This is a genomic window from Microvirga rosea, from assembly GCF_020595095.1.
In the GTDB taxonomy this organism is placed as follows: Bacteria; Pseudomonadota; Alphaproteobacteria; order Rhizobiales; family Beijerinckiaceae; genus Microvirga; species Microvirga rosea.
In genome coordinates, this window is sequence record NZ_JAJDOP010000022.1 from 12,263 (window position 1) to 33,107 (window position 20,845).

The window sequence follows — 20,845 nt, forward strand, 5'->3', positions numbered from 1 at the left end:
CAGAGATGCCCATGCCTGCTGCCCGACATCAAGATCCTGGCCCTAACCTCAAGGCCACCCTTGGCCGCCTCGATCATCTGACCAATTGGGAGAGCCGACCGCGCGGAAGCATGCGGGTTAGGCTCGAACCCATGCTCGATTTGCTTAAGCGCCTCGGCAACCCTCATCACGCCTTTCGATCCGTGCATGTGTCCGGAACGAAAGGGAAGGGCTCAGTTTGCGCTTTGGTTGACGCCGGACTGCGACGCGCCGGGTGGCGCGTTGGCCGATACACCTCACCCCACGTTGAGCACGTGACGGAGAGGATCTGTCTTCTCGGGAAACCTGTCCGTGAGGACGTGCTTGCGGCTGCCCTCGCCAAAGTGCTCAATGTCTATGAGGAGGCTAAAGCGCTCACATCGCCCGCACGGGATGCGACTTGGTTCGACATCCTGACTGCTGCGGCCTTTGTGGTCTTCAAAGACGCGGATGTTGAGATTGCAGTTGTCGAGGTTGGCCTTGGGGGGCCGGCTCGACTCGACCAATGTGGTGAAGTCAACCGTTGCGGTCGCTACCAATGTGGAACTTGAACATGCCGAGATCCTGGGGACTACCCGCGAAGCGATCGCGCAGGAGAAAGGAGGCATGCGGCAGGCGTAGACCTGCCGCAGATCCGGGATGGTATTTTCTGGGATTCCTGGAAGGTCGGACAGCCCCACGGTTAATGAGAAAGTCTTGTGGGTGGCGGAAGGGAAGTTCACCCCGTTAGAAAGGAAGAACTATCCGTGCCGCCACAACTGTGGTGGGAAGCGAAGTTCCGTCGGTGGATCCTCTAAGCTATTGAGATCGATCGTGGGCCAATAGGTGCGTTCGGACTGAGTTGCTGCAATGCCAGGTGAAGCCCTGCCGCAGATCAGAGTTGGTAAGCGAGCGCTCAATCGAGAGCAGCGTCCGAATGGCAACGAACAGCGGACATTCAGATGGTCATGTTCTTCATCTCCGTTCGACCCGATGCAGAGATACGCCGCGCAAGAAATCCGTCAACTCCACGGCGCACAGCCTGATGAAGTTGCCTTCTCATCTGCGTTCTCGTCCTTCGTTTGAGCGCATCTTGTCACAAATGCCGCTATGCGGGCGGAGGACAGGAGGAACGCGGCACTAACGCCAGTCGCATTGCCCGTCAGTAACTCCGCGCAAAGGCGCCAGGCGTTACCCCCACATACCGGGTGAATGCCACGTTGAAGGCGCTGGCCGAGGCATAGCCGACCCGCGCGGCAATCTCGATAAGCGGCGCCTTTTGGCGAAGTAGCATGTCCTTAGCGAGTGCCATGCGCCAGCTCGTCACATATTCCATGGGCGGCACGCCCACCTCGCGCCGAAAGCGGTCGAAAAAGGCCGAGCGTGACATCGCGGCCGCTTCAGCCAGCTCCTCGACAGAAATTTCACCGGCTGGGTTCTGATGGATGCGTCGCAGGGCAGGAGCCAGTCGGATGTCGGCAAGACCGCGTAATAATCCGGGAGATGCCATCGCACTACCCGCGCTGCGCAGTGCGTCAATGAACAGCACCTCTAGTAACCGGGTCAGGATCATGTCTCGCGCCACCAGCAGACCGACTGTCTCAGCATGGATCATGCGCACAAGTTCCGCGAGCCTGCTCATATTCTGAACATGAACGATGTCCGGCAGCAGCGAACTCAGCAGCCGCTCGTCATTCGCCCCGAAGGCACAATGACCCACCATGGCTTTCACCTCGACCACCGCCCGCGGATCGCCCAGGCGGAAGACACCGGGGCTCATCTCCAGCCGTTGCGGCAGCGTACCTCGCGGCGGTTGCTGAAGGCTGCTCATGGTAAAGGCATGGATTTGCGGGACCAGAACAAAATCCCCGGCTGCGAGCCTGATTGGCGATCGGTCGCCGATCGTGAGCAGACAATGTCCCTCTACAATCGCACAATAGAAAGGGCTTCCGAGCTCCCTACGCTCCACGAGCCAAGTACCGCCCGCCATCACCAGCTTGGCAATCGACGGGATGGGCTTGAGAAGCGAGACGATTTCGGCCAGCGGATCCGACATCTTTGGACGCTCGCTAAATAAACATGGATGATTGAATATAGATCGTCCGATCGATCGCGTCCATCTTGATGCTCTTTGCAGGAGCCTACCAATGACAACTAATAACCTGATCGATATCGCACTCCATATCCCGACCCCGGGCGCCGCTCTCACTGTCGCCTACTCGCCGATCCGCCTCGATCTTGCTGGGCGGCAGCCTTTGGAATTGCGTCTGACCGCCCCAGCGAGCGGTCACAAACTGCCTATCGTTATCCTATCGCATGGCTATGGGCCTTCAAATTATCTTCCGTCCAAGGACGGTTACGCGCCATTGGCGCAGTTCTGGGCGGAGCGCGGTTTCGCCGTCATTCAGCCGACGCATGCGAGTTCCCGGGTCGGCGGACTTCCGGCCGAAACAGAAGGAGCCCCGTTCTTCTGGCGCGAGCGTGTCGAGGAGGTGAGGGCAATCCTCGATCGGCTGATTGAGGTCGAAGAGCAAGCGCCGGCCGTGGCGGGTCGGTTGGATCATGGAAGCATCGCCGCAGTGGGGCATTCCTTGGGGGGCCACACCGTCAGCCTGCTCTTGGGCGCGCGTCTCCATGGCGAGGTATTTGGCGACTCCCGTATCTCGGCCGGCATCCTGCTCACGGCGCCAGGCCGGGGCGGAAAGGATCTGACGGAAGAGAATGAGGCACGCTTTCCATTCTTCGATCTCGATTTCGCTCACCTGGCGACGCCAAGCCTTGTCGTATGTGGGGCAGACGACAATCCACGTTTCACGCCGCGTGGTCCTGAGTGGCATGCCGATGCTTATCACGATGGGCCGGGGGCACGAGCGCTGCTCACCCTTCATGGCGTTGGCCACGGCTTGGGTGGCATCGCCGGACTCGATGCCAAGGAGACAGAGGTGGAGGTGCCGGATGGACTTGAGGCAACGAAGCGGATGACCCTGGCTTGGTTGAGGACCGCGCTAGGTTACGATGCTGCGGCCTGGGCTTCCGCTTGCGCAGCACTAGCCGGCCCAGCGAGCACCCTTGGACAAGTCGAAGAAAAGTCCTCCGGGTGACTTTAATCTGCTGGATGGAAGTAATGGCGGCACTGCTTCAAGTGCCGTCTGACCTCTTTCCATTGGTCAGGTGAGGGAACTCCGCTCTGTGACAAGCCTGACACCGCTCGAGGACGCAAACACGAGCTGCCTCCGGCTTTCTGCATGTCCGCTATTGGCACGTTTCAGACATAAGCCGAATGTCTGCCCGTGAGACGAAAGGGGACAAACGTTAGTTGTGTTCGCAAAAGAAAGGCCGCCTGAGTGGCGGCCTCCTTTAGAGTCGGTTGCGGCAAAGAACGCTCAATTGGGCAGAACTTTGCCTCTCATTTCATCATCAACCAAGTCGGCATACTCAGCTGCGCCCGGTTGTCGATCCGCGCCTCTAGTAATTTGGGCACCTCGCAAACTGCTCCACACCCCACTGTGCAAAGTGGGTGAGTAAGTACTTCGTGTTCTTTTGAGGCACAAAAGTCGAAACTCAGGTCATCCTTTGCGAGCATTCACAGCCGGGCTCTGTGCCATCAGCGGATTATAGGACTCCTTGCCTACATTGTCCAGTATGTCACAATATGGAGCAAGAATCACATCCAAATGCGAAGCGCTCAGGACTGAAGGGAAGGGCCTTTTTATGTCATCCGAGAAGAAACTAAATATTGCCCCCCCAAAAAGCCATTACGAACTCGACCTTGTCTCTCCAGCTATCGCTGACGGATCTTTGTCTACAGAAGCTGAGGCACTGTCGCACAGCCTGTCCGCTTCTTCCGTCATTTCTGGCACGACTGGTGGGGATTCACTCACTGGCAGCTCCAGCGCGGACGAGATCCACGGATATGGATCGTATGACAGCAATGCCCCAGACTGGATTCGCGCGGGCGATGGCAATGATACGATCTATGGAGGAACCGGATATGAGAACCTATTTGGCGATGCCGGAAATGATGAATTTCGGTCTGGTCTTGGCACTGGGTTCCAGTACGGTGGCGAAGGAGATGACATATTCCATGTGACCTCCTTCGGGGCGACGGGGGGATTCGACGTAATCGACGGGCAAGGTGGTTCTGATACAATTATCTTCGAACTCGGCGATCAGATCGGGACAACACAACAAAGCATTGGCCTGAAGCAAGTTCAGAATGTTGAGCTTATCCGAGGCAGCACCGCTGGCAATACAGACATTCGTGGTGATGATGCTGGTTCGATCTTGGACCTTCGCGGGACGACGCTTGAGAACATCAGACATATTGTCGGCGGCACGGGCGACGACACAATCTACCTGTCTGGCACTGATCAAACGGACCCCACATCCACCACTCGCAATGATACTGTCTTGGCTGGTGGCGGTAACGATACTGTCTACGGTGGATATGGCGACGATAGTATTGTCGGCGGAGCCGGGAACGATGTACTTGTCGGCGGAATTGGCAACGACACCCTCGATGGAGGCGCCGACTTTGACGTCGCGCGTCTTGCTGGAGACGCCAGTGAGTGGCAGCTTAGTCAAGTGGTCGGCAAGCCATTTACCTGGCAGTTCACACGGACAGACACGTTAACAGGAGCCACAGAGACAGAAACCCTGATTGGGATTGAGGTTGCGCAGTTTGAATCAGGCGCAAGCGTTGTCCTGAATCAGTCCCCTACCGCTCCCGTTGATAGTGACGCTAGTGCGAATGAAGTCTCTGAGAATGCTACGAATGGTACCTATGTCGGTATAACTGCGTCCTCATCGGACCCTGACTCGAGTATTCCTGTAACGTACTATCTGATCAATAGCGCCGATGGGATATTCTCGATAGATCCAGTTACAGGCGCAGTATATGTCGCCGACGCATCTCGCCTAAATTATGAGGATCGCACAGCGTATACAATTGTTATTGGCGCTTCCGACGGTTCTAGTTCGAGTAGAACTACCTACCAAATTAACGTTCTTGACGGGAGTGACATTATACACGGCACGTCAGGTGACGACTCAATAAACGGCTCTCAGTTCGATGACACCATTTTGGGCGGAGCAGGGAATGATACCCTCAACGGCGCCAATGGAAATGACGTGTTCCTTGTTGGCGGCGCTGGGGACGGGTTTGACGCCATTAATGGCGGTTTCGGGAACGACACCATTCGAGCAACAGCCAACAATACAGTTATAGGGCTTGCAAGTCTCGGTCTTATTGAACGAATTGATGCAGATGGTTTCACGGGAGTTACAATCAAGGGCAGCGACGACAGCAACCTACTGTCGTTTAGCGGGATCACCCTCACCGCTATCAGTCTCATCAGCGCCGGAAGAGGCAACGATAGTATCACTGGAAGCACAGCAAACGACATTATCTCTGGCGATCAGGGAAACGACTTCTTAGACGGAGGTCTTGGAGACGATACATTCCTGTTTTCCGGCGACGCAGATGGATTTGATCGAATTAGCGGCGGAGGCGGATACAACTCCATAAGAGCAACCTCTGACAATACTGTGATTGGACTCACCGATTTCACCTCAATCGCAGAGATCAGTTCCGGTGGCTACACCAACGTCTCAATCTCGGGAAGTGATGCCGGCGACACCTTGAACTTCGTCTCTGTCACGTTGAACGGCATTACACAAATTCGCGGCGGTGCTGGAAACGACGCCATTACTGGCACCGCAGTTGCTGACATCATCAGCGGTGACTCTGGCGACGACACGTTGATCGGTGGAGGCGGCGATGACATTTTCCGCTACACTGGGCAAAGTGATGGCTTCGATAGCGTCGTGGGTGGCATCGGAACGGATACCATTATGGCTATGGTCGATAACACGGCCATCGGGTTGAAAGGCGTCGCAGTCGAGGAGATTTCGTCGAATGGGTTCGCAAACGTCTCGGTCCAGGGAAGTGGTGGAGCGGACGTGCTGAATTTCTCGTCCACCACGCTAACAGGCATCTCTCACATAAGTGGTGGGGATGGGAACGATACAATCACTGGAAGTGCGGCAAGTGATACCCTTTTTGGCGATGCTGGGGTCGACTCCTTGAGTGGCGGCTTAGGCAACGATACCATCATCGGTGGATCCGGTGATGACTGGTTGTATGGCGACGCTGGCGACGATGTATTCTATTCGGACGCGGCCGAGGGATACGATTATGTTACCGGCGGTATCGGGTTTGACGCCATCAGAGCGACTGCGAGCAACTCGGCGATTGGGCTCCGTGGCCTCACCGGAATTGAGGAAATTAGTGCCTCAGGCTATAGCAACGTCATAATCCAGGGAAGTTCAGGTGCTGATACCCTAAACTTCACCGGCGTGACCCTATCCGGCATCAGCGAGATTGATGGGGGCGCCGGCAATGATGCAATTATTGGAAGTGCGACAAATGACACGATATCAGGGGGAGCCGGAGATGACAGTCTCAACGGCGATCTCGGGAATGATATCTTTCTAGTGTCAGGGAATGCTGACGGTTATGACATTGTGCAAGGCGGTGCCGGCCATGACATTCTTAAGGCAGTTTCAGACAATACCGTTATTGGCCTGAAAGGCATCTCAACGCTTGAAGAAATCAGTGCCGACGGTTTCGCCAATGTCATGATTTCCGGAAGCTCCGGTAAGGACAACTTAGACTTTTCGACTGTCGTTCTGACAGGGATTGCACAAATTGATGGCGGAGCCGGAAACGACACTATCATTGGCGCAGTCAGCAACGACGTAGTCCTCGGACAATCTGGGACGGACTCTATCAGCGGAGGAGGCGGCTCAGACACATTGGTCGGTGGTCTCGATGACGATTTTCTGAACGGAGACGCTGGCGACGACGTTTTCCTGATGTCAGGCTCATCGGATGGGTTCGATTTTTTCAACGGTGGCGACGGTTACGATGTGATCCGAGCCACTGCTGATAACACGGTTATTGGGATTAGGAGCCTTCTAGGGGTCGAGGCGATACAGGCAAACGGCTACGCCAGTGTCATTATTTCTGGCGGCAATACTGCCGACACATTGAACTTCAGTACCATCACCCTGGATGGCATCGGCCAGATCAATGGAGGCGCTGGGAATGATACGATTACTGGAACGAGCCAGGCCGACACTATTTCGGGAGACGCTGGGAATGATCGGCTCGATGGCGGCGCCGGGGACGATGTCTTCTTAGTAGCAGGCTCTACCAACGGCTTCGACAATATTAATGGTGGCTCTGGTTACGATGTTGTCAAGGCGGCGGCGGCCAACACGGTTATTGGTTTGACCGCGGTGGGAGCGGTAGAAGAAATCTCCAGCGGCGGCTTCTCTAACGTCTCCATATCAGGAAGTACCGGGAACGATAGCCTCGATTTCTCGACCGTCCTGGTCACCGGCATTAGCGAGATTCTGGGTGGCACAGGGAATGACACAATCTTTGGTAGCGCTGGGGATGATGTTATCTCGGGCGGAGCCGGAGCAGACGTCCTCACAGGCGGTGGAGGCTCAGACACAGTCTCATATGCGTCCAGTACCGCGGCAGTGACAGTAAATCTCAGTCTTGCCGCCCAGACTGGTGGCGACGCGCAAGGCGACACACTGAGCGGATTCGAGAATGTCACGGGAGGCAATTTCGCTGATACAATAACAGGAGACGTTGGTAGCAACGTTCTATCAGGCGGTGGGGGAGCCGATCGCTTGACGGGAGGCGCCGGGAACGACTTTCTGTTTGGAGGGGCCGGGGCGGACGCCTTCGTTTTCCGCACAGGCTTTGGAAGCGATACCATCGAGGACTTCTCTGTCAGCTCAGGCGACGTGATAGAGTTGGGTGGCCTAAGCGGCATTACAAGCTTTGCCGATCTGATTGGCCGAATGACTGAAACTGCAGGGGCCACAGTCCTTTCATTCGATGATGGAAACTCGATTCTCTTGAAAGGCGTCCTGCAAGCCTCCCTTTCCGCAGATGACTTCCGCTTCACAGCGTAGCCGAACTTAGCTATGTGGCCGGAGTCTTGATAACAGGCATCCGGCCAAGTACGGCCTCGATGAGGCCCTTGGGATTTGAAGGATTGACAATCGGGCCAGAGAAGCTGGCGGTATCACCGTAACTCCAGTTGGATGCACTGCTGCAGCTGGGCCAGCAACCATCCATACTGGAACACCCCTTAGTGATTTCCGACTTCTATGGCGCTGAGGCCGATCGATCTTTAACTTAAGGCCACTACACGCCGTCCAATTAAGGAAAATAATCTTACATTTCAGTAGATATCTGCCCAAGAATAAGCAGGCTTTTAGGGCGCCAGAGGTGCAGCCAAAAGGCATGAGCGATGATCTGGGGTAATAGGCGATGGCACTTGCTTAGGAGACCGCTCTGCGTTGAGCGGTGCAGATCGCTTACTTTCCGGCGATGGCTATCGAAACAGGTTCGGCAGATCGTCTCGATGACGGCACGACCGAGAATCTTCTGCAAGGCCAGCAGATCTGCAGCAATTGCGCAGATGTGGGACGTAGTCGCGCCACACCGCGCGTTCAGAGGAGGCCGGGCCTGAGCCGCAGTTGTTTACTTGGCCTCCAAGAGAGTACTCGACACGACTGGAACTTTTCACCGTTCCGGATTCAGTGGAACAGCGAAGATGAAGGTAGGCCGTGCGGCACCGCCTTTTGTGATGTGGTGATATGACGAGATGGTAGGTCGTCCGCAATGGAAGACTTCTGTTGCAAGAGCAACCAAGCTGCTGTGCTTCCTGCCCCGATTACCAATCTAGTCGTCCGTACAACAACGCAACAGCGAATAGCACAGCTTCGCGCAAGCTTCCGATTGTACAAGGAGCCAAATAGCAGGTTGAGATCACAGTCCAAAAGACCAGTAACTCAATTGCATGATGCAATCCTGCTATACCGGTGCAAGTCCGGTATGTCCCTCAATTTTGAAATCAATGGGATGACCAATGCTTAGGTCTGTCCCGCAAAACTTGCTCACTCAAAGGGACAGCCCATGTCTAGCCTTCTGACAAACACCTCCGCCATGACCGCCCTGACGACGCTGAAAAGCATCGCAGGTCAGCTCGACCAGACCAGCAGCCGGATCTCCACCGGTCTGAAGGTGAATGACGCTTCGGACAACGCAGCGTACTGGTCGATCGCCACCACCATCCGCGCCGACAACGGCTCGCTCGGTGCAGTGAAGGACGCTCTCGGCCTTGGCGCCGCTTCGGTCGACACCGCCTTCAACGGCATGAACCGCTCGATCGAGCTGATGAAGGACATCCAGGCTAAGCTCACGGCCGCGATGTCTCCGAACGTCGACCGCGCCAAGATCCAGACCGAAATTGACGCCAAGCTGAAGGAGCTCAAGCAGACCTCCGACGCTTCGGTCGTGTCGGGCGAAAACTGGCTCTCCACCGATTCCTCGGCGGGCAACTACGTTTCCGATCGTAAGGTTGTGGCTTCGTTCACCCGTATCGACGGCAACATCACAGTCGACACGGTGACGATTTCCGTCAACGACACGAAGCTGTACGACAAGACCACCACGGCTGCTTCCGGCACTGCCACGAACGCCGACATCTCGGCCGCCAAGGCAGCCTACACGACGGCCGAAGCGGATTGGGATGCTGCTCAGTCGACTTGGGACCGCAGTGCTAAGGACGCGGCTGCCAAGACGGCTCTCGACACCGCTCAGACCACCTTCAACACCGCCAAGCAGACCTATGCGACCGCCATCGACACGGCGAACAAGACCGCTCAGGCCAAGATCGACGGTGAAGGCGGCATTCTCAACAAGGAATGGGGCGTTCTCGGCAAGGACGAGGATGGAGCCTACAAGGCCTACGAGGTGTCGATCGACAAGATTGATATCTCGAACATCCAGAACCAGGACCTTTCCAAGCTGCGCGCCTACGTGGCAGCCGTGGACAAGGCTCTGGGTGCGATGACCGACGCAGCGACCACGCTGGGTGCGAACAAGTCGCAGATCGCTTCGCAGACGACCTTCGTCGAATCGCTCATCAAGGCGAACGAGCGCTCGATCGGCACGCTGGTTGACGCGGACATGGAAGAAGAGTCGACCCGCCTTAAGGCTCTGCAGGTTCAGCAGCAGCTCGGCGTTCAAGCCCTCAGCATTGCCAACGGCAGCACGCAGAGCATCCTCTCGCTCTTCCAGGGCTAAGCGCGATTATATAAGGAACAGAGAACCACGCTTCGTACGAAGCGTGGTTCTATTTATATTCGGAAGAAACAACCTGTCCCACGTTGGGACAGATCTATTGCAAACAGATCTTGTTCAGCAGGGTGCACCAACACGCTGAAGTGATCGCTATAACTCCGCCCAATTCAGTCATAGCTCGGCCAAAAGCAAATTTCCATTAGCATTGCCAGCCGAGCTCTAAGAGGTATTTATGTCTGCCTCACGTGATCTTTTGGTTACAATATCATGGCTGCAACCTCTCGATATAGCAGCTGCATCAATGATACGGCGCGGCCTAGAATTGTCGCGAAACGTTCTCGTGCTGCTCAGAGGGAAAGCGCTAGCACCTTCAGCACATCTCAATCTCTTCACAGCTCACGAGCGCACAGAGATGCTCCGCTCCGCGTTTCCAAAGGAAATGGAGACTGGTCGGCTGATAGTGCGCGCACTAGAAGACGAATTTTATCTCGATCACTTCTGGGAAAGAGCTGTGCAAGCTCATGTGGACCAAGTCCTTTCAGATATCGGCGGTGCGACGAAAGTTGGCCTTCTGGGCGACGTAGATGGAACTCTATCAACCTACACGCACCGGTTTCCTGATTGGGCAAGCCACAGTGTGAGAGTTCCAGGCCTTGCAGAACTTCCCAGTGCATCGAAGCTGCGCATCTCATACCTCGCAGAAAAACCTGAAGATTTCATCTTAGCGTGCCCTAAGGCTGTAGAACCCTTGCTTCATGAGCACATGAAATCGGCCCGTTTCCGCTGGTTGCGTGAAGACGCGAAAGCGCTACAAGAATTTCGAGAGAGCGAGGAACTCGCACTCAACGCGTCGCCTGCTTTAACTGTCAATACGGTTTGTGAGCAGGCGGGGGCCGTCCTCCTGATCAAAAAGCGCTCGTGGCCTGGCCGGGGTCTCTACGAGCTTCCCGGCGCCCCTGCGATATCCAAAGAGAGCCTCAAAACAACTGCTATACGGGCTCTTCAAAGGCAAACGGAGGTCGCGGACCAGCGTGGCCCAATTCCTGAGGGCATTCTTAGTCGATACGTTGCTCGATCAGCGTACTTCGACGATGCGGATCGGGATGGTCGGGGCAGATTCATATCCCAGGCATTCTTGGTCCAGTTTCCACGAGGGAAGACAAGGTTCACCATCAATGGTTCCAATGCCGACGCAGATCCGCATTGGGTGCAATTCTCCGACATTGATCGCGTACAACTATATGGAGACCATCGCATGATCATCCGGAATTTTCTCTCCATATAGTGCATCGACCAAACAGAATTGGTTGTCCCCGACATTTGGTCCACTGCTCAACACAGCAAGTTTAGCTGATAGAGCGCTAGATCATGTCCTGGCATGAGCGAACAGCTGTTCTGCGATCGCAACCCGTTGCCGGCTCAGCCCCGCGCAAGGTTGCTCTCTTAGGTTGGAAGTAGTCTCCATCTCATCAGTAATCACCGTCGCTGTACTAAATAAGTCAGACCCGTTAGCGTGATGCGAGTGTTAATGGCGGCGCCTTGAATTCCAAGATGGTGCTCTTCCAAAATGAAGGTCGTAATTCTTGCGGGTGGACTGGGCTCGCGCCTAGCTGAGGAAACAGGAGTCCGACCCAAGCCGCTCGTAGAGATCGGCGAGAAGCCTATTCTTTGGCACATCATGAATATCTACGCTGCGCACGGACTGACCGATTTCATAGTCTGTGCCGGTTACAAAGGCTATATGCTCAAAGAGTACTTCGTGAACCTCGTTCTACATCATAGCGACGTCACGATTGATCTCGCTACAGGTTCGATCACCCATCATGTGGGGAAGCGGCCGAGCTGGCGGGTAACAGTCGTCGACACGGGCCTGCACTCAATGACGGGTGGTCGCCTTGGACGTGTGCGAAGCTATCTAGATCCAGACGAGCCGTTTTGCCTAACGTATGGTGACGGCGTCGGCGATATCGACATCGCAGCAGAAATCGCGTTTCACAAGCAACACGGCCTGAAGGCTACGATGTGCGCTGTGATGCCCCCAGGCCGCTTCGGAGCGGCCACTATCGATGACTACAGAGTGAGCGCGTTCATTGAGAAACCTAGAGGTGATGGGCAGCGCGTCAACGGTGGATTTTTTGTATTGGATCCCTCGGTCTTAGATTTGATTGAGGGGGACGATACAGTTTGGGAAACGGGCCCACTTGAAGGGCTCGCATCATCCAAGCAGCTGGCGGCGTTCAAGCACGACGGCTTTTGGCAGCCGATGGACACTCTCCGCGACCGGATGATGCTTGAGGAACTCTGGAACTCCGGCAGGGCGCCATGGAAGATTTGGGACTAGATCGCTACTGGAAAGCGCGTCGGGTCTTCATGACCGGAGCTACAGGGTTCAAGGGAGCTTGGCTCTCACTCTGGCTTGAGAGTCTTGGTGCAGACCAATACACTGTGTCGCTACCTCCTGACTCCTCATACCCATTATATGAGAAATTCGACCTTCCACGAGGTGGTAGTCATCACTTTGCAGACATTCGGGATGCGGTGACCTTAAGTCGTCATCTGGACGCAGCGCAGCCGGAAATAGTGATTCATATGGCTGCGCAGGCTCTCGTCCGACGATCCTATTCTGACCCGATCGAAACATACACGAGCAACGTGCTCGGTACCGTCAATCTCCTCGAAGCCGTCAGAAAGTCATCCTCAGTCAAGGCTGTTCTAGTTGTTACATCCGACAAAGTGTACGCCAATGATGAAAGCGGGCGTCACTTCTCGGAAGGAGACAGGCTTGGTGGTAAAGATCCGTACAGTACCTCCAAGGCGTGTACAGAGCTAATTTGCGACAGCTATCGAGATGCCTTCTTTCGCGACACGCAGATCAAGCTTGTGACAGCGCGTGCGGGGAATGTGATCGGGGGAGGGGATTGGGCAGAAGAAAGGCTGGTGCCAGATATTGTGCGGGCCTCCGCCAAGGGTGACACTATCCTTTTGCGCTTTCCTCACGCCACTCGACCTTGGCAGCATGTTCTTGAGCCGCTGTCGGGATACCTCAGGTATATCCAGGCGCTTGCAGAGAGTCGTCCTGGCGCAGTTCCAAATAGCTTGAATTTTGGACCTTCAAGACGCAACGCCGTGTCTGTCTCGACACTCACCACTGCGTTCCAAAAAATGCTGGGCCTTGAAGCTACCTCAGAACAGGACGTCGGCGCCCATCCCCGCGAAGCGACATTGCTCACATTGAACTCACAGCTGGCCTCTGACTCCATTGGGTGGCAGCCACGTCTCACGCTCGAACAGACGGTCGAGTGGACCGCAGAATGGTACCTTGCGAACCGCGAGGGACATGACATGCGGGAATTCACGCTCCAGCAAATTGCCAGATACGGAAACCTAGCATGAAGGCCCATAGCTGCAGATTCTGCAACACGCCAACTACATCCGTTTTCGCGGACCTCGGATCGACCCCGCTGGCGAACTCTTATATTGCGGCGGATCAGCTCTCAGATGCGGAACAATTCTTTCCTCTCCGCGTCCTCGTCTGCAACGAGTGCTGGCTTGTACAAACAGAGACAGTTGTAGAGCCTGAGGCGATTTTTAGCGAATACGCCTACTTTTCGTCTTATAGCGACAGTTGGGTAGAACATGCTCGTCAGTTTGCGCTGACTGCAATCGACCGCTTTGACCTTACGCCTTCGTCACAGGTGATTGAAGTTGCCAGCAATGATGGCTACCTTTTGCGTCATTTCGTGAATAAGGGCATCCCAGTCTTGGGGATTGAACCTGCGCGCAATGTCGCCGAGGTAGCGCGTGACGCAGGTGTTCCTACGGATGCTGTCTTCTTCAATCAATCGAGCGCTGTCGACTTGATCAGACGAAACGTCCTTGCTGACCTCCTCATTGGGAACAATGTTCTTGCACATGTTCCAGATATAAATGATTTCGTCGGATCTCTGGCTAAAATTCTCAAGCCAAACGGCGTTCTTTCAGTCGAGTTTCCTCATCTGATGAAACTCATCAAGGAACGTCAGTTCGATACAATCTATCATGAGCATTTCTATTATCTTTCGGTGACCGCCGTAGAGAAAATTTTCGAGAAGCATGGCCTCCGAATTTTCGACATCGAAGAGTTGTCAACGCATGGCGGGAGCCTGCGTGTCATGGCGTGCAAACGTGATTGCACAGCGCATCACACTACTACCAACGTCGCGAAGTTCCGCGACCAAGAAACTCAATTCGGGCTCACTGATCTCGCTACCTATACGCACTTCCAAGCTGATATTGCGCAGGTCCGCGACGACCTCATGTCGTTCCTCAAGAGCACAAAGGAGAGTGGGAAAACTGTGGCGGCCTATGGAGCGGCTGCTAAGGGTAATACGCTCCTGAATTTCTGCGGGATCGGAAGCGATCTCATCGAATACGTCGTGGACAGAAATCCATACAAGCAAGGGCGCCATCTGCCGGGTAGTAGGATTCCAGTGCACACACCCGATCGCTTTGCGCAGACTAAGCCTGACTATATTCTAATCCTCCCATGGAACCTCGCTAGTGAGATAACTCACTCCAACCAGCACGTGCGTTCCTGGGATGCGAAGTTTGTGGTGGCAGTCCCTAGAACAGTTGTCTTGTCGTGAAGTTCCTCGAAACAGCCGTTGCCGGAGCCTTCGTCGTTGAGCCCAGCCCAAATGTAGATGAGCGCGGCAGCTTTGTACGCACATTCTGTGCCAAGACGTTTTCCGAGAAAGGGCTCGCGAACGTGTTCCCACAGTGCAGCCTTTCATCCAATACTCGTCGTGGCACACTTCGGGGAATGCACTTTCAGGTTGCCCCTCTTGAGGAAGCAAAGCTCGTTCGCGCGACCAAAGGAAGGATCTTTGATGTTGCTGTCGACTTGCGACCGGGATCTGAATCGTATCTGAAGTGGTGTTATGTCGAGCTCGATGCAAGAAAAGCCAACGCAATCTATATTCCACCCGGCTGCGCCCACGGCTTTATAACGCTTGAGGACGACTGCGAAGTCTTCTATCAGATCTCGGTTGAACATGATCCGAGCTTGGCGCGGGGTGTCCGATGGGACGATCCGCTGTTTGCAATTGATTGGCCGATCCGTCCGAATGTCATTAGCGCGAGAGATGCGACATATCCGGACTTCGAGCCTCCAGTGAAACATCGGAAGAACCGGACGTCCGCCTGCGCAAGCAATTCGTCGAAGGAAGAACCTTCGACCCTAGGTGCTCATGTAACGTGAGCTGCCGGTTCAAGTGAAACGCCATTCTCACGCCTCGCTCAAGCGAACCCCGGTGGAATAGCAAGATTAAGACTGAAGGATTTTCTATGAGCGACGTTAAGCTTAGCATTTGCATACCGACCTACAATCGGGCCCCATTTCTACGCAAAGCGCTGACCTACTGCGAAGCATATGCGTTTGACTTCCCGTACGAGATTATCATCTCGGACAATGCTTCAACGGATGAGACCACCGAGGTCGTTGCGGAGTTCGTCGCCAAGGCGCTTCCAATTCGTTATTATCGCAGAGCCACCAATGGTGGTGGAGCTCCAAATCTAGCGTGTGCATTTCGGGAGTCGCGCGGTGAGTATGCCCTCTACTTGGCGGATGACGACTTGCTTATTCCTGACGCAGTGCAGGAGGCTGTTCGGTATCTAGACGCTAATCCCGACGTCACGGCCTGCTATGCCCCATGGTATATGTATGACGAAGTGCAAGGCGTTGACGTTATGCCCTTTTATTCGGTCGATCAGGATTGCAAGTTTCCGCGCGGCTCATTTTCCGATATGTTCGAATTTGTTGTAGGGAGGCATGTCTTTCCTGAGATTGGAATATATCGCTCTTCCGCCTGGCGTTCGATCTTAATACCCTACGAGTTTTGTTTTTGGGCCTTTGTGTATCTCGCGCACTTCCTCGACCATGGTTCCGTCGCGTTCCTCAGAAGGCCCTTCTATCGATCAGTCACAAACTCCCTTGTTGCCCATCAACGGCCCCAGGCCGGTGCCGAGGAAGTGATGACGGCGTGGGATCGCTATAGGGGAGGACTGGAGTATCTCCTGCACGTAGGGAACAAGCGCTGGGGTTTGGACATGTCGTCAGGACAACGTGTCCGTTGGGAGCAGATGTGCAAGATCTTCACTCTCACTCGAATGACCGTGGCGCTCAGGTTCTGGATCGCAAAGAAGGACTTCATAAAGGCATACGAACTTTACACCCGTATCACCGTTGGTGGATTGGGTGATCACCCTGAGGTGGCGAAGGTTCGGGACACGCTTCCATTGATGGTGGCAGTTCAGAACCTGGCTTGGCAGGTAAACTCGGTAGCGGGTCTAAAGCGCGTTGTCTTGAGCGGCGTTGACGATGCCGGTTCTCTTGAGGGGTTATTGCGGGAGCTTGGCCTTAACCCTGATATTGAGGTGCATGGGGATGGATTGGTCAAAGGATCCGCAACAATCGAGACAACCGCGGTTTTCGTTCCGAATCCAGAAGATCGTACGCCATTCCTGGCGCAAGGTTACCTGCCGAACCTTGTTTTCAGCGAGGAAGATCTTGTTCGCAATACGGTGCTGTGAGCAGTGAACCACTGCCACACATCCGCGCCAAGAGGTTGTGTGGCACTGCTAGTGGCTCCTTGAAGAGCCATTGTAGCTTTACGGCTTGATCAAGTACGCTCCCGGAGCGTTCGCCCAAGGAAACCTTTTGAGAGGGGCAGTGATACCTCGGGAGCGCGAAAACTCATCCCAAGCCTTTGCCTCACCTGGCCACTTCGAAGTTCCGTATTCATCTAGTATGAGTACGCCGCCTGGCACAATTCGGTCCCAAGCTTCCTCAAGTGCAACTTTCGTCGGTTCGTAGAGATCGACATCCAAGTTCAACAGACATATGCGAGCCTCTGGGTTGTCGAGGAGCCATTTCGGAAGCGTCTCACAGACATCCCCCTTGACGACAATCCCGCGACCGGTAGGCAATACCCCGTCGCTATTCTGGAGTGCGAGCAGGGTCTCAAACTCCTCAAGGAAGTTCTCTGAGCTTAATCCTCCCACACTTTTTTGAATACTAACGTCTGCGTCCCCATCCTCTACCGCTAACTTTGGGAACCCCGCGAAGCTATCGAACCCGATAACCTTTTTGTGCGTGGCCGTCGGTGTCAGGACCTCGAGATACTTGTGCCAGCTAAAGAAGGACTTGCCATAGTAGACTCCGACGTCGACGTAATGTCCCGGCAACTCCATTGTGAGTTTGAAAAGCTCGTAGTGGGCAAGTTGCCGTATGAAGGAACGCCGGCTGGCATATACTGGGAAGAGATCAAGATAGTGGCGCACCTCATGAGGCCAACGCTCAGTGATGCTGGCGAGCTTCTGGTAGTAGGTTTCCTCTCCACCAGAAGGATAAAAGAATGTGTCAGTCATTAGACGTTCCTAAAGCCAGTTCTATCGCTATACGCGGCGCAAAAACCCATCAGCTGAAGCTGTGATGACAATCTTATGCTCAATGGTCTTGTCGTATTCGAACTTGAGACGTCCACCATCTGCCGCCGTTCTGCCCTCTTCCGACAGTCTCCTCATATACTCCCATACCGCTGTTTTGGGATTGTTGCCTTTCCCCCAGGGACGGTCTGCACACATTTGGTCCGGTAGATCTTCGACACCCGTGTCCCAAACGACGCAGTAAGAGCCTTCCGAAGTAAGCGGAGCATATTGCTCTAATTCTTCGAGAACGTGATCATGGGTGTGATTGGAATCTAGAAATACCATGATGCGTTGGTAATTTCGCGCGATATCTTTAACTTGCTGGACGATGGACGGTTCGATTGACGACCCCTGAAGCATTTGGATTTTGTGGCTGAGGGGATGCTCTTCAATCGCCGCTTTGTTGTGAGCCCGAATATCGATGTCGATGCCAAGGACTTTGCGCGCACTGTGCTGTGGATGGAGAGCCGTGCCAGTAGCCACTGCGTCACAGTAGTCGAGCAGGGCAAGCATTGACGCGCTCATGACCAGGGAGCCGCCATGGGCAATACCCGTTTCAATGACGAGGTCAGGACGACACGCCCAAATCAACTCTTGGATCGCATAGACATCTTGCGGCACCTGGATAATTGGCCGCCCTAGCCAAGTAAAATTCTGCGCATATTCGTGACGAATTGCTTCTCGGACCCATACGCTCGAAAGTCCAAGGAACGCTTTGTCTTGGCCGAGCCCCTCAATGTTTCGGGCAACGCGCTCACGGAATTGTAGTGACGGATTCACACTGTATCCTTTTCTCAGAAATGGTTAGTCCTTCCAGCAGTAAAGAACCGTCTCCATCAGCCGAGGAGAATGATGTCTCAGCGCGAAACGGTAGTCTGGTACTAGCTGGCGGACGAAGTCGGTAATCTGTGGGATGTCTGACGGGAGGTGATAGACGCATATTGCGAGTTTCGGCGTGTGGCATTTGATAGTCGCCTGAGCGCCGTGAAGTAGCTGCATTTCCATGCCTTCGACGTCAGCCTTTATGAAGGTCACGCTGCGACCCATAAGATAGTCGTCAAGAGCAACTGTGTTTACGTCTCCGCTTCCCAGGGAGAGGGCTAAGCTCTGTAGGTCGGTGTTGGATGATATGGTCGACGCGCTGCTTGCCTGATCTGATAGACCCATGGGCTCAAGGACTATATTATCGCTGTCAACGGCCCATTCCGTCGAAAGGCGAGCGCATCGTGTGGTAAGAGCCTCGAACTGACGCCGCCCTGGTTCAAAGGCATAGATTCTCTCGAAGCTCCCTGCACTTGCCCAGAGAAATCGCTCGACGGTGTCCCCAACATAGGCGCCGGCATCAATATAGATGTCCCGTTCGGAGCCTCGGAACCGAGGCAGACAGAAATATTGGCTGGGCTCGAAAACTGTTTCTAGAGAAGTTGTGCGGCCGCGCAGCATGCTGGCCATGACTGCGCGGAGAGTCTCTTGGGACCGTGCGTCGTTTAAGATAAGGTCATGAACCTTCTCGAATGCGAAGAACTGCGTAGCGACGTAGTACGCGTCTAATGATACTCCGAGGACGCCCTGCTCTTTAAGGATTGCAGACACGGCATGAACAGCATGACGTGCTGTGATGAGCACGAAGTCGAGAGCAAATGCGCCTAGATCAGATGGACCGTGAATCTGCACTTCGAGGAGGCGCGACCCAATTTTGCTCGGGTTAGTATCGAAGCATGCAACGGGTTCAATTCCATTCTGCCTAAGCCAATTTACGGCCCATGTTCCAAGGAATCCGGCGCCATAAATGCCAATACGCATTTTGGAACTAAGTAAGCCTGCTGGGACTGCGCTCAGTAATCGGTGCGCTTCGTCCTTTAGCTCCACCATTGACGGAACAGTCACGATGCTCTCTCCAAAGGAACCCCGTATACGACCGCGCCGGTACCGCACCAACTGTGAAGACGCATTAGAAAGCGATAGTTTGGAAGGTTCTTCATCATGTAGTCGGGGATCTGCCAAATCCCATCTTCGTTGTGATACGTTGTGACAGTGACAATTGGGCGCTTTGAAAGGATCGTTTGAAGGCCGCCCTGAAGAGCTGCAAGTTCATGCCCCTCCAAATGTAGCTTTAGAAAGGTCGGAGAGACCCCCATGCTATCGATCGTCCGTGTCTGCATATCTTCTTGACCGGTATCCGAGAGCTGTGATGCGTAACCTAGTCCTGAGTGGAACTTCCGTGAACGCTCGACTGCGTCAAGCGCATAGGGAGCAAGCTTGATTTTGCTGTGACTGCCCTCTACCTCGGCACGAAAACGACCCTGAAATACCTCTCGACTATCAGCATCGGGTTCAACCGCGTAAATCGCTTTGTAGGTTCCGCCAACTGCGTCTATAAATGAGCTGATTGCCTCGCCCCGGTGAGCGCCGCCGTCGAGAAACACCTCACATTCACTGAGACAGCTCAGCACTTCTGGAATGAGGTAGCGGTTACCAAGGGTAACAGGCGCGGACGCGAAGAACCACTCCTCTCTTAGAAGCCTCCAAGCCAAGAACTGGAGATGATGGGCTCGCGACGTGTCGTCATGCCAAGCGCGGAGAACTGCTTCTGTTTTCCGTATGGCGTCGGCGCCCATTTTCTCGGCGAACCACCCATTCGACAGAGGGTGCTTGTATCGCAGAGTCTCAGCAATGTCATAAAATGGTACGACATCGGTCCACCCGTCGAGCCTCAACGAAGATTCAATCGGTGTAAATGGACTTGTTGCGACGGTCACGCCGAGCAAAGCCGATTCCTTGACCACGTCCGGTACTTGGTCTGGGGTCATAACAGTCACGCCCGCCCAACGTGAATCATGCCGAAGTTGGTCTGCGGCCCGATCGACCACTAGATCTAAGCTGATCTCAGCTGCTCTCAGGACACTGATGGCAAGTTGTCCGAATGTGCCGGCGCCATAAATCGCCAGCGGCTTACGAGCCTGCCTCGGCGCATATCGGCATATTCCACCATTAAGTTGAGATAGCAGAACTACGGCTTCATCTGCCGTTGGCGGACGATCAAAATGCCTTGTGGTGTGTGGCACCTCACGCTTCAGTTGATCCGCGATTTGCTCTCCTGCATGTGTCATTAAATACCTGCGAGCGATTCGTCTCGTTATTTAAGTTCAGCCTTTAGCTTAGAAAGCAGTCGCAATGCCTGCCGGATACTGCACAACTAATAGCCTC

General features: G+C 54.5%; 15 protein-coding genes. 10 read left to right on the top strand and 5 right to left on the bottom strand.

The features are described from left to right. The first annotated feature begins 11 nt into the window (after positions 1-11). On the top strand, positions 12-569 hold the full coding sequence (locus tag LJD17_RS23230) for a folylpolyglutamate synthase/dihydrofolate synthase family protein (RefSeq protein WP_227386576.1): 558 nt from the start codon (positions 12-14) through the stop codon (positions 567-569). Positions 570-1,159: 590 nt separating this feature from the next. Here LJD17_RS23230 and LJD17_RS23235 read toward each other — a convergent pair. Beyond that, positions 1,160-2,053, bottom strand: coding sequence for an AraC family transcriptional regulator (locus LJD17_RS23235; protein WP_227386577.1), 894 nt, complete (start codon positions 2,051-2,053; stop codon positions 1,160-1,162). 91 nt (positions 2,054-2,144) lie between these two features. On the opposite strand from LJD17_RS23235, the gene LJD17_RS23240 reads away from it, so the two are divergent. The 9 genes from LJD17_RS23240 (at position 2,145) to LJD17_RS23280 (ending at position 16,741) form a co-directional block, all read left to right on the top strand. Next, positions 2,145-3,098 carry an alpha/beta hydrolase family protein gene (locus LJD17_RS23240; protein WP_227386578.1) on the top strand — a complete coding sequence of 318 codons (954 nt, stop codon included), beginning with the start codon at positions 2,145-2,147 and terminating at the stop codon, positions 3,096-3,098. 523 nt (positions 3,099-3,621) lie between these two features. Continuing rightward, positions 3,622-7,992 carry a beta strand repeat-containing protein gene (locus LJD17_RS23245; protein WP_227386579.1) on the top strand — a complete coding sequence of 1,457 codons (4,371 nt, stop codon included), beginning with the start codon at positions 3,622-3,624 and terminating at the stop codon, positions 7,990-7,992. A gap of 1,009 nt (positions 7,993-9,001) precedes the next feature. After that, positions 9,002-10,174, top strand: a complete 1,173-nt coding sequence (locus LJD17_RS23250) for a flagellin N-terminal helical domain-containing protein (RefSeq protein WP_227386580.1) — start codon at positions 9,002-9,004, stop codon at positions 10,172-10,174. A gap of 409 nt (positions 10,175-10,583) precedes the next feature. Then, a complete protein-coding gene (locus LJD17_RS23255) occupies positions 10,584-11,456 on the top strand; it encodes a hypothetical protein (RefSeq protein WP_227386581.1) in 873 nt (290 codons plus the stop codon). 282 nt (positions 11,457-11,738) lie between these two features. Further along, positions 11,739-12,512, top strand: a complete 774-nt coding sequence (rfbF, locus tag LJD17_RS23260) for a glucose-1-phosphate cytidylyltransferase (protein ID WP_227386582.1) — start codon at positions 11,739-11,741, stop codon at positions 12,510-12,512. After that, positions 12,503-13,564, top strand: coding sequence for a CDP-glucose 4,6-dehydratase (gene rfbG, locus LJD17_RS23265; protein ID WP_227386596.1), 1,062 nt, complete (start codon positions 12,503-12,505; stop codon positions 13,562-13,564). The genes rfbF and rfbG overlap by 10 nt, the downstream gene beginning before the upstream one ends. Continuing rightward, entirely contained in the window at positions 13,561-14,796 is a 1,236-nt protein-coding gene (locus tag LJD17_RS23270) for a class I SAM-dependent methyltransferase (RefSeq protein ID WP_227386583.1), read from the top strand. The genes rfbG and LJD17_RS23270 overlap by 4 nt, the downstream gene beginning before the upstream one ends. Further along, positions 14,793-15,410, top strand: a complete 618-nt coding sequence (locus LJD17_RS23275) for a dTDP-4-dehydrorhamnose 3,5-epimerase family protein (RefSeq protein ID WP_227386584.1) — start codon at positions 14,793-14,795, stop codon at positions 15,408-15,410. The genes LJD17_RS23270 and LJD17_RS23275 overlap by 4 nt, the downstream gene beginning before the upstream one ends. A gap of 86 nt (positions 15,411-15,496) precedes the next feature. Then, on the top strand, positions 15,497-16,741 hold the full coding sequence (locus LJD17_RS23280) for a glycosyltransferase family 2 protein (RefSeq protein ID WP_227386585.1): 1,245 nt from the start codon (positions 15,497-15,499) through the stop codon (positions 16,739-16,741). A 78-nt stretch (positions 16,742-16,819) separates the two neighbouring features. Here LJD17_RS23280 and LJD17_RS23285 read toward each other — a convergent pair whose 3' ends face one another. From LJD17_RS23285 to LJD17_RS23300, 4 genes are read right to left on the bottom strand one after another with little or no spacing between them, the layout of a single operon-like run. Further along, the gene (locus tag LJD17_RS23285; protein ID WP_227386586.1) at positions 16,820-17,578 is read right to left on the bottom strand and encodes a TylF/MycF family methyltransferase; all 759 of its coding nucleotides are present in this window, start codon (positions 17,576-17,578) and stop codon (positions 16,820-16,822) included. A 27-nt stretch (positions 17,579-17,605) separates the two neighbouring features. Next, positions 17,606-18,418 (bottom strand): cephalosporin hydroxylase family protein, encoded by an 813-nt coding sequence (locus LJD17_RS23290; protein WP_227386587.1) that lies wholly within the window; start codon positions 18,416-18,418, stop codon positions 17,606-17,608. A gap of 24 nt (positions 18,419-18,442) precedes the next feature. Continuing rightward, positions 18,443-19,525 (bottom strand): FkbM family methyltransferase, encoded by a 1,083-nt coding sequence (locus LJD17_RS24310; protein ID WP_227386588.1) that lies wholly within the window; start codon positions 19,523-19,525, stop codon positions 18,443-18,445. Continuing rightward, positions 19,522-20,748: an FkbM family methyltransferase gene (locus tag LJD17_RS23300; RefSeq protein ID WP_227386589.1), complete on the bottom strand. Its 1,227-nt coding sequence runs from the start codon at positions 20,746-20,748 to the stop codon at positions 19,522-19,524. The genes LJD17_RS24310 and LJD17_RS23300 overlap by 4 nt, the downstream gene beginning before the upstream one ends. Between the last annotated feature and the right edge of the window lie 97 nt (positions 20,749-20,845).

Excerpts from the sequence above, each read along its gene's own strand:
- LJD17_RS23235 (WP_227386577.1), bottom strand. The coding sequence starts at position 2,053 with ATGTCGGATCCGCTGGCCGAAATCGTCTCGCTTCTCAAGCCCATCCCG.
- LJD17_RS23255 (WP_227386581.1), top strand. The coding sequence starts at position 10,584 with ATGCTCCGCTCCGCGTTTCCAAAGGAAATGGAGACTGGTCGGCTGATA.
- LJD17_RS23300 (WP_227386589.1), bottom strand. The coding sequence starts at position 20,748 with ATGACACATGCAGGAGAGCAAATCGCGGATCAACTGAAGCGTGAGGTG.
- rfbF (WP_227386582.1), top strand. The coding sequence starts at position 11,739 with ATGAAGGTCGTAATTCTTGCGGGTGGACTGGGCTCGCGCCTAGCTGAG.
- LJD17_RS23230 (WP_227386576.1), top strand. The coding sequence starts at position 12 with ATGCCTGCTGCCCGACATCAAGATCCTGGCCCTAACCTCAAGGCCACC.
- LJD17_RS23270 (WP_227386583.1), top strand. The coding sequence starts at position 13,561 with ATGAAGGCCCATAGCTGCAGATTCTGCAACACGCCAACTACATCCGTT.
- LJD17_RS23240 (WP_227386578.1), top strand. The coding sequence starts at position 2,145 with ATGACAACTAATAACCTGATCGATATCGCACTCCATATCCCGACCCCG.
- LJD17_RS23285 (WP_227386586.1), bottom strand. The coding sequence starts at position 17,578 with ATGACTGACACATTCTTTTATCCTTCTGGTGGAGAGGAAACCTACTAC.
- LJD17_RS23280 (WP_227386585.1), top strand. The coding sequence starts at position 15,497 with ATGAGCGACGTTAAGCTTAGCATTTGCATACCGACCTACAATCGGGCC.
- LJD17_RS23250 (WP_227386580.1), top strand. The coding sequence starts at position 9,002 with ATGTCTAGCCTTCTGACAAACACCTCCGCCATGACCGCCCTGACGACG.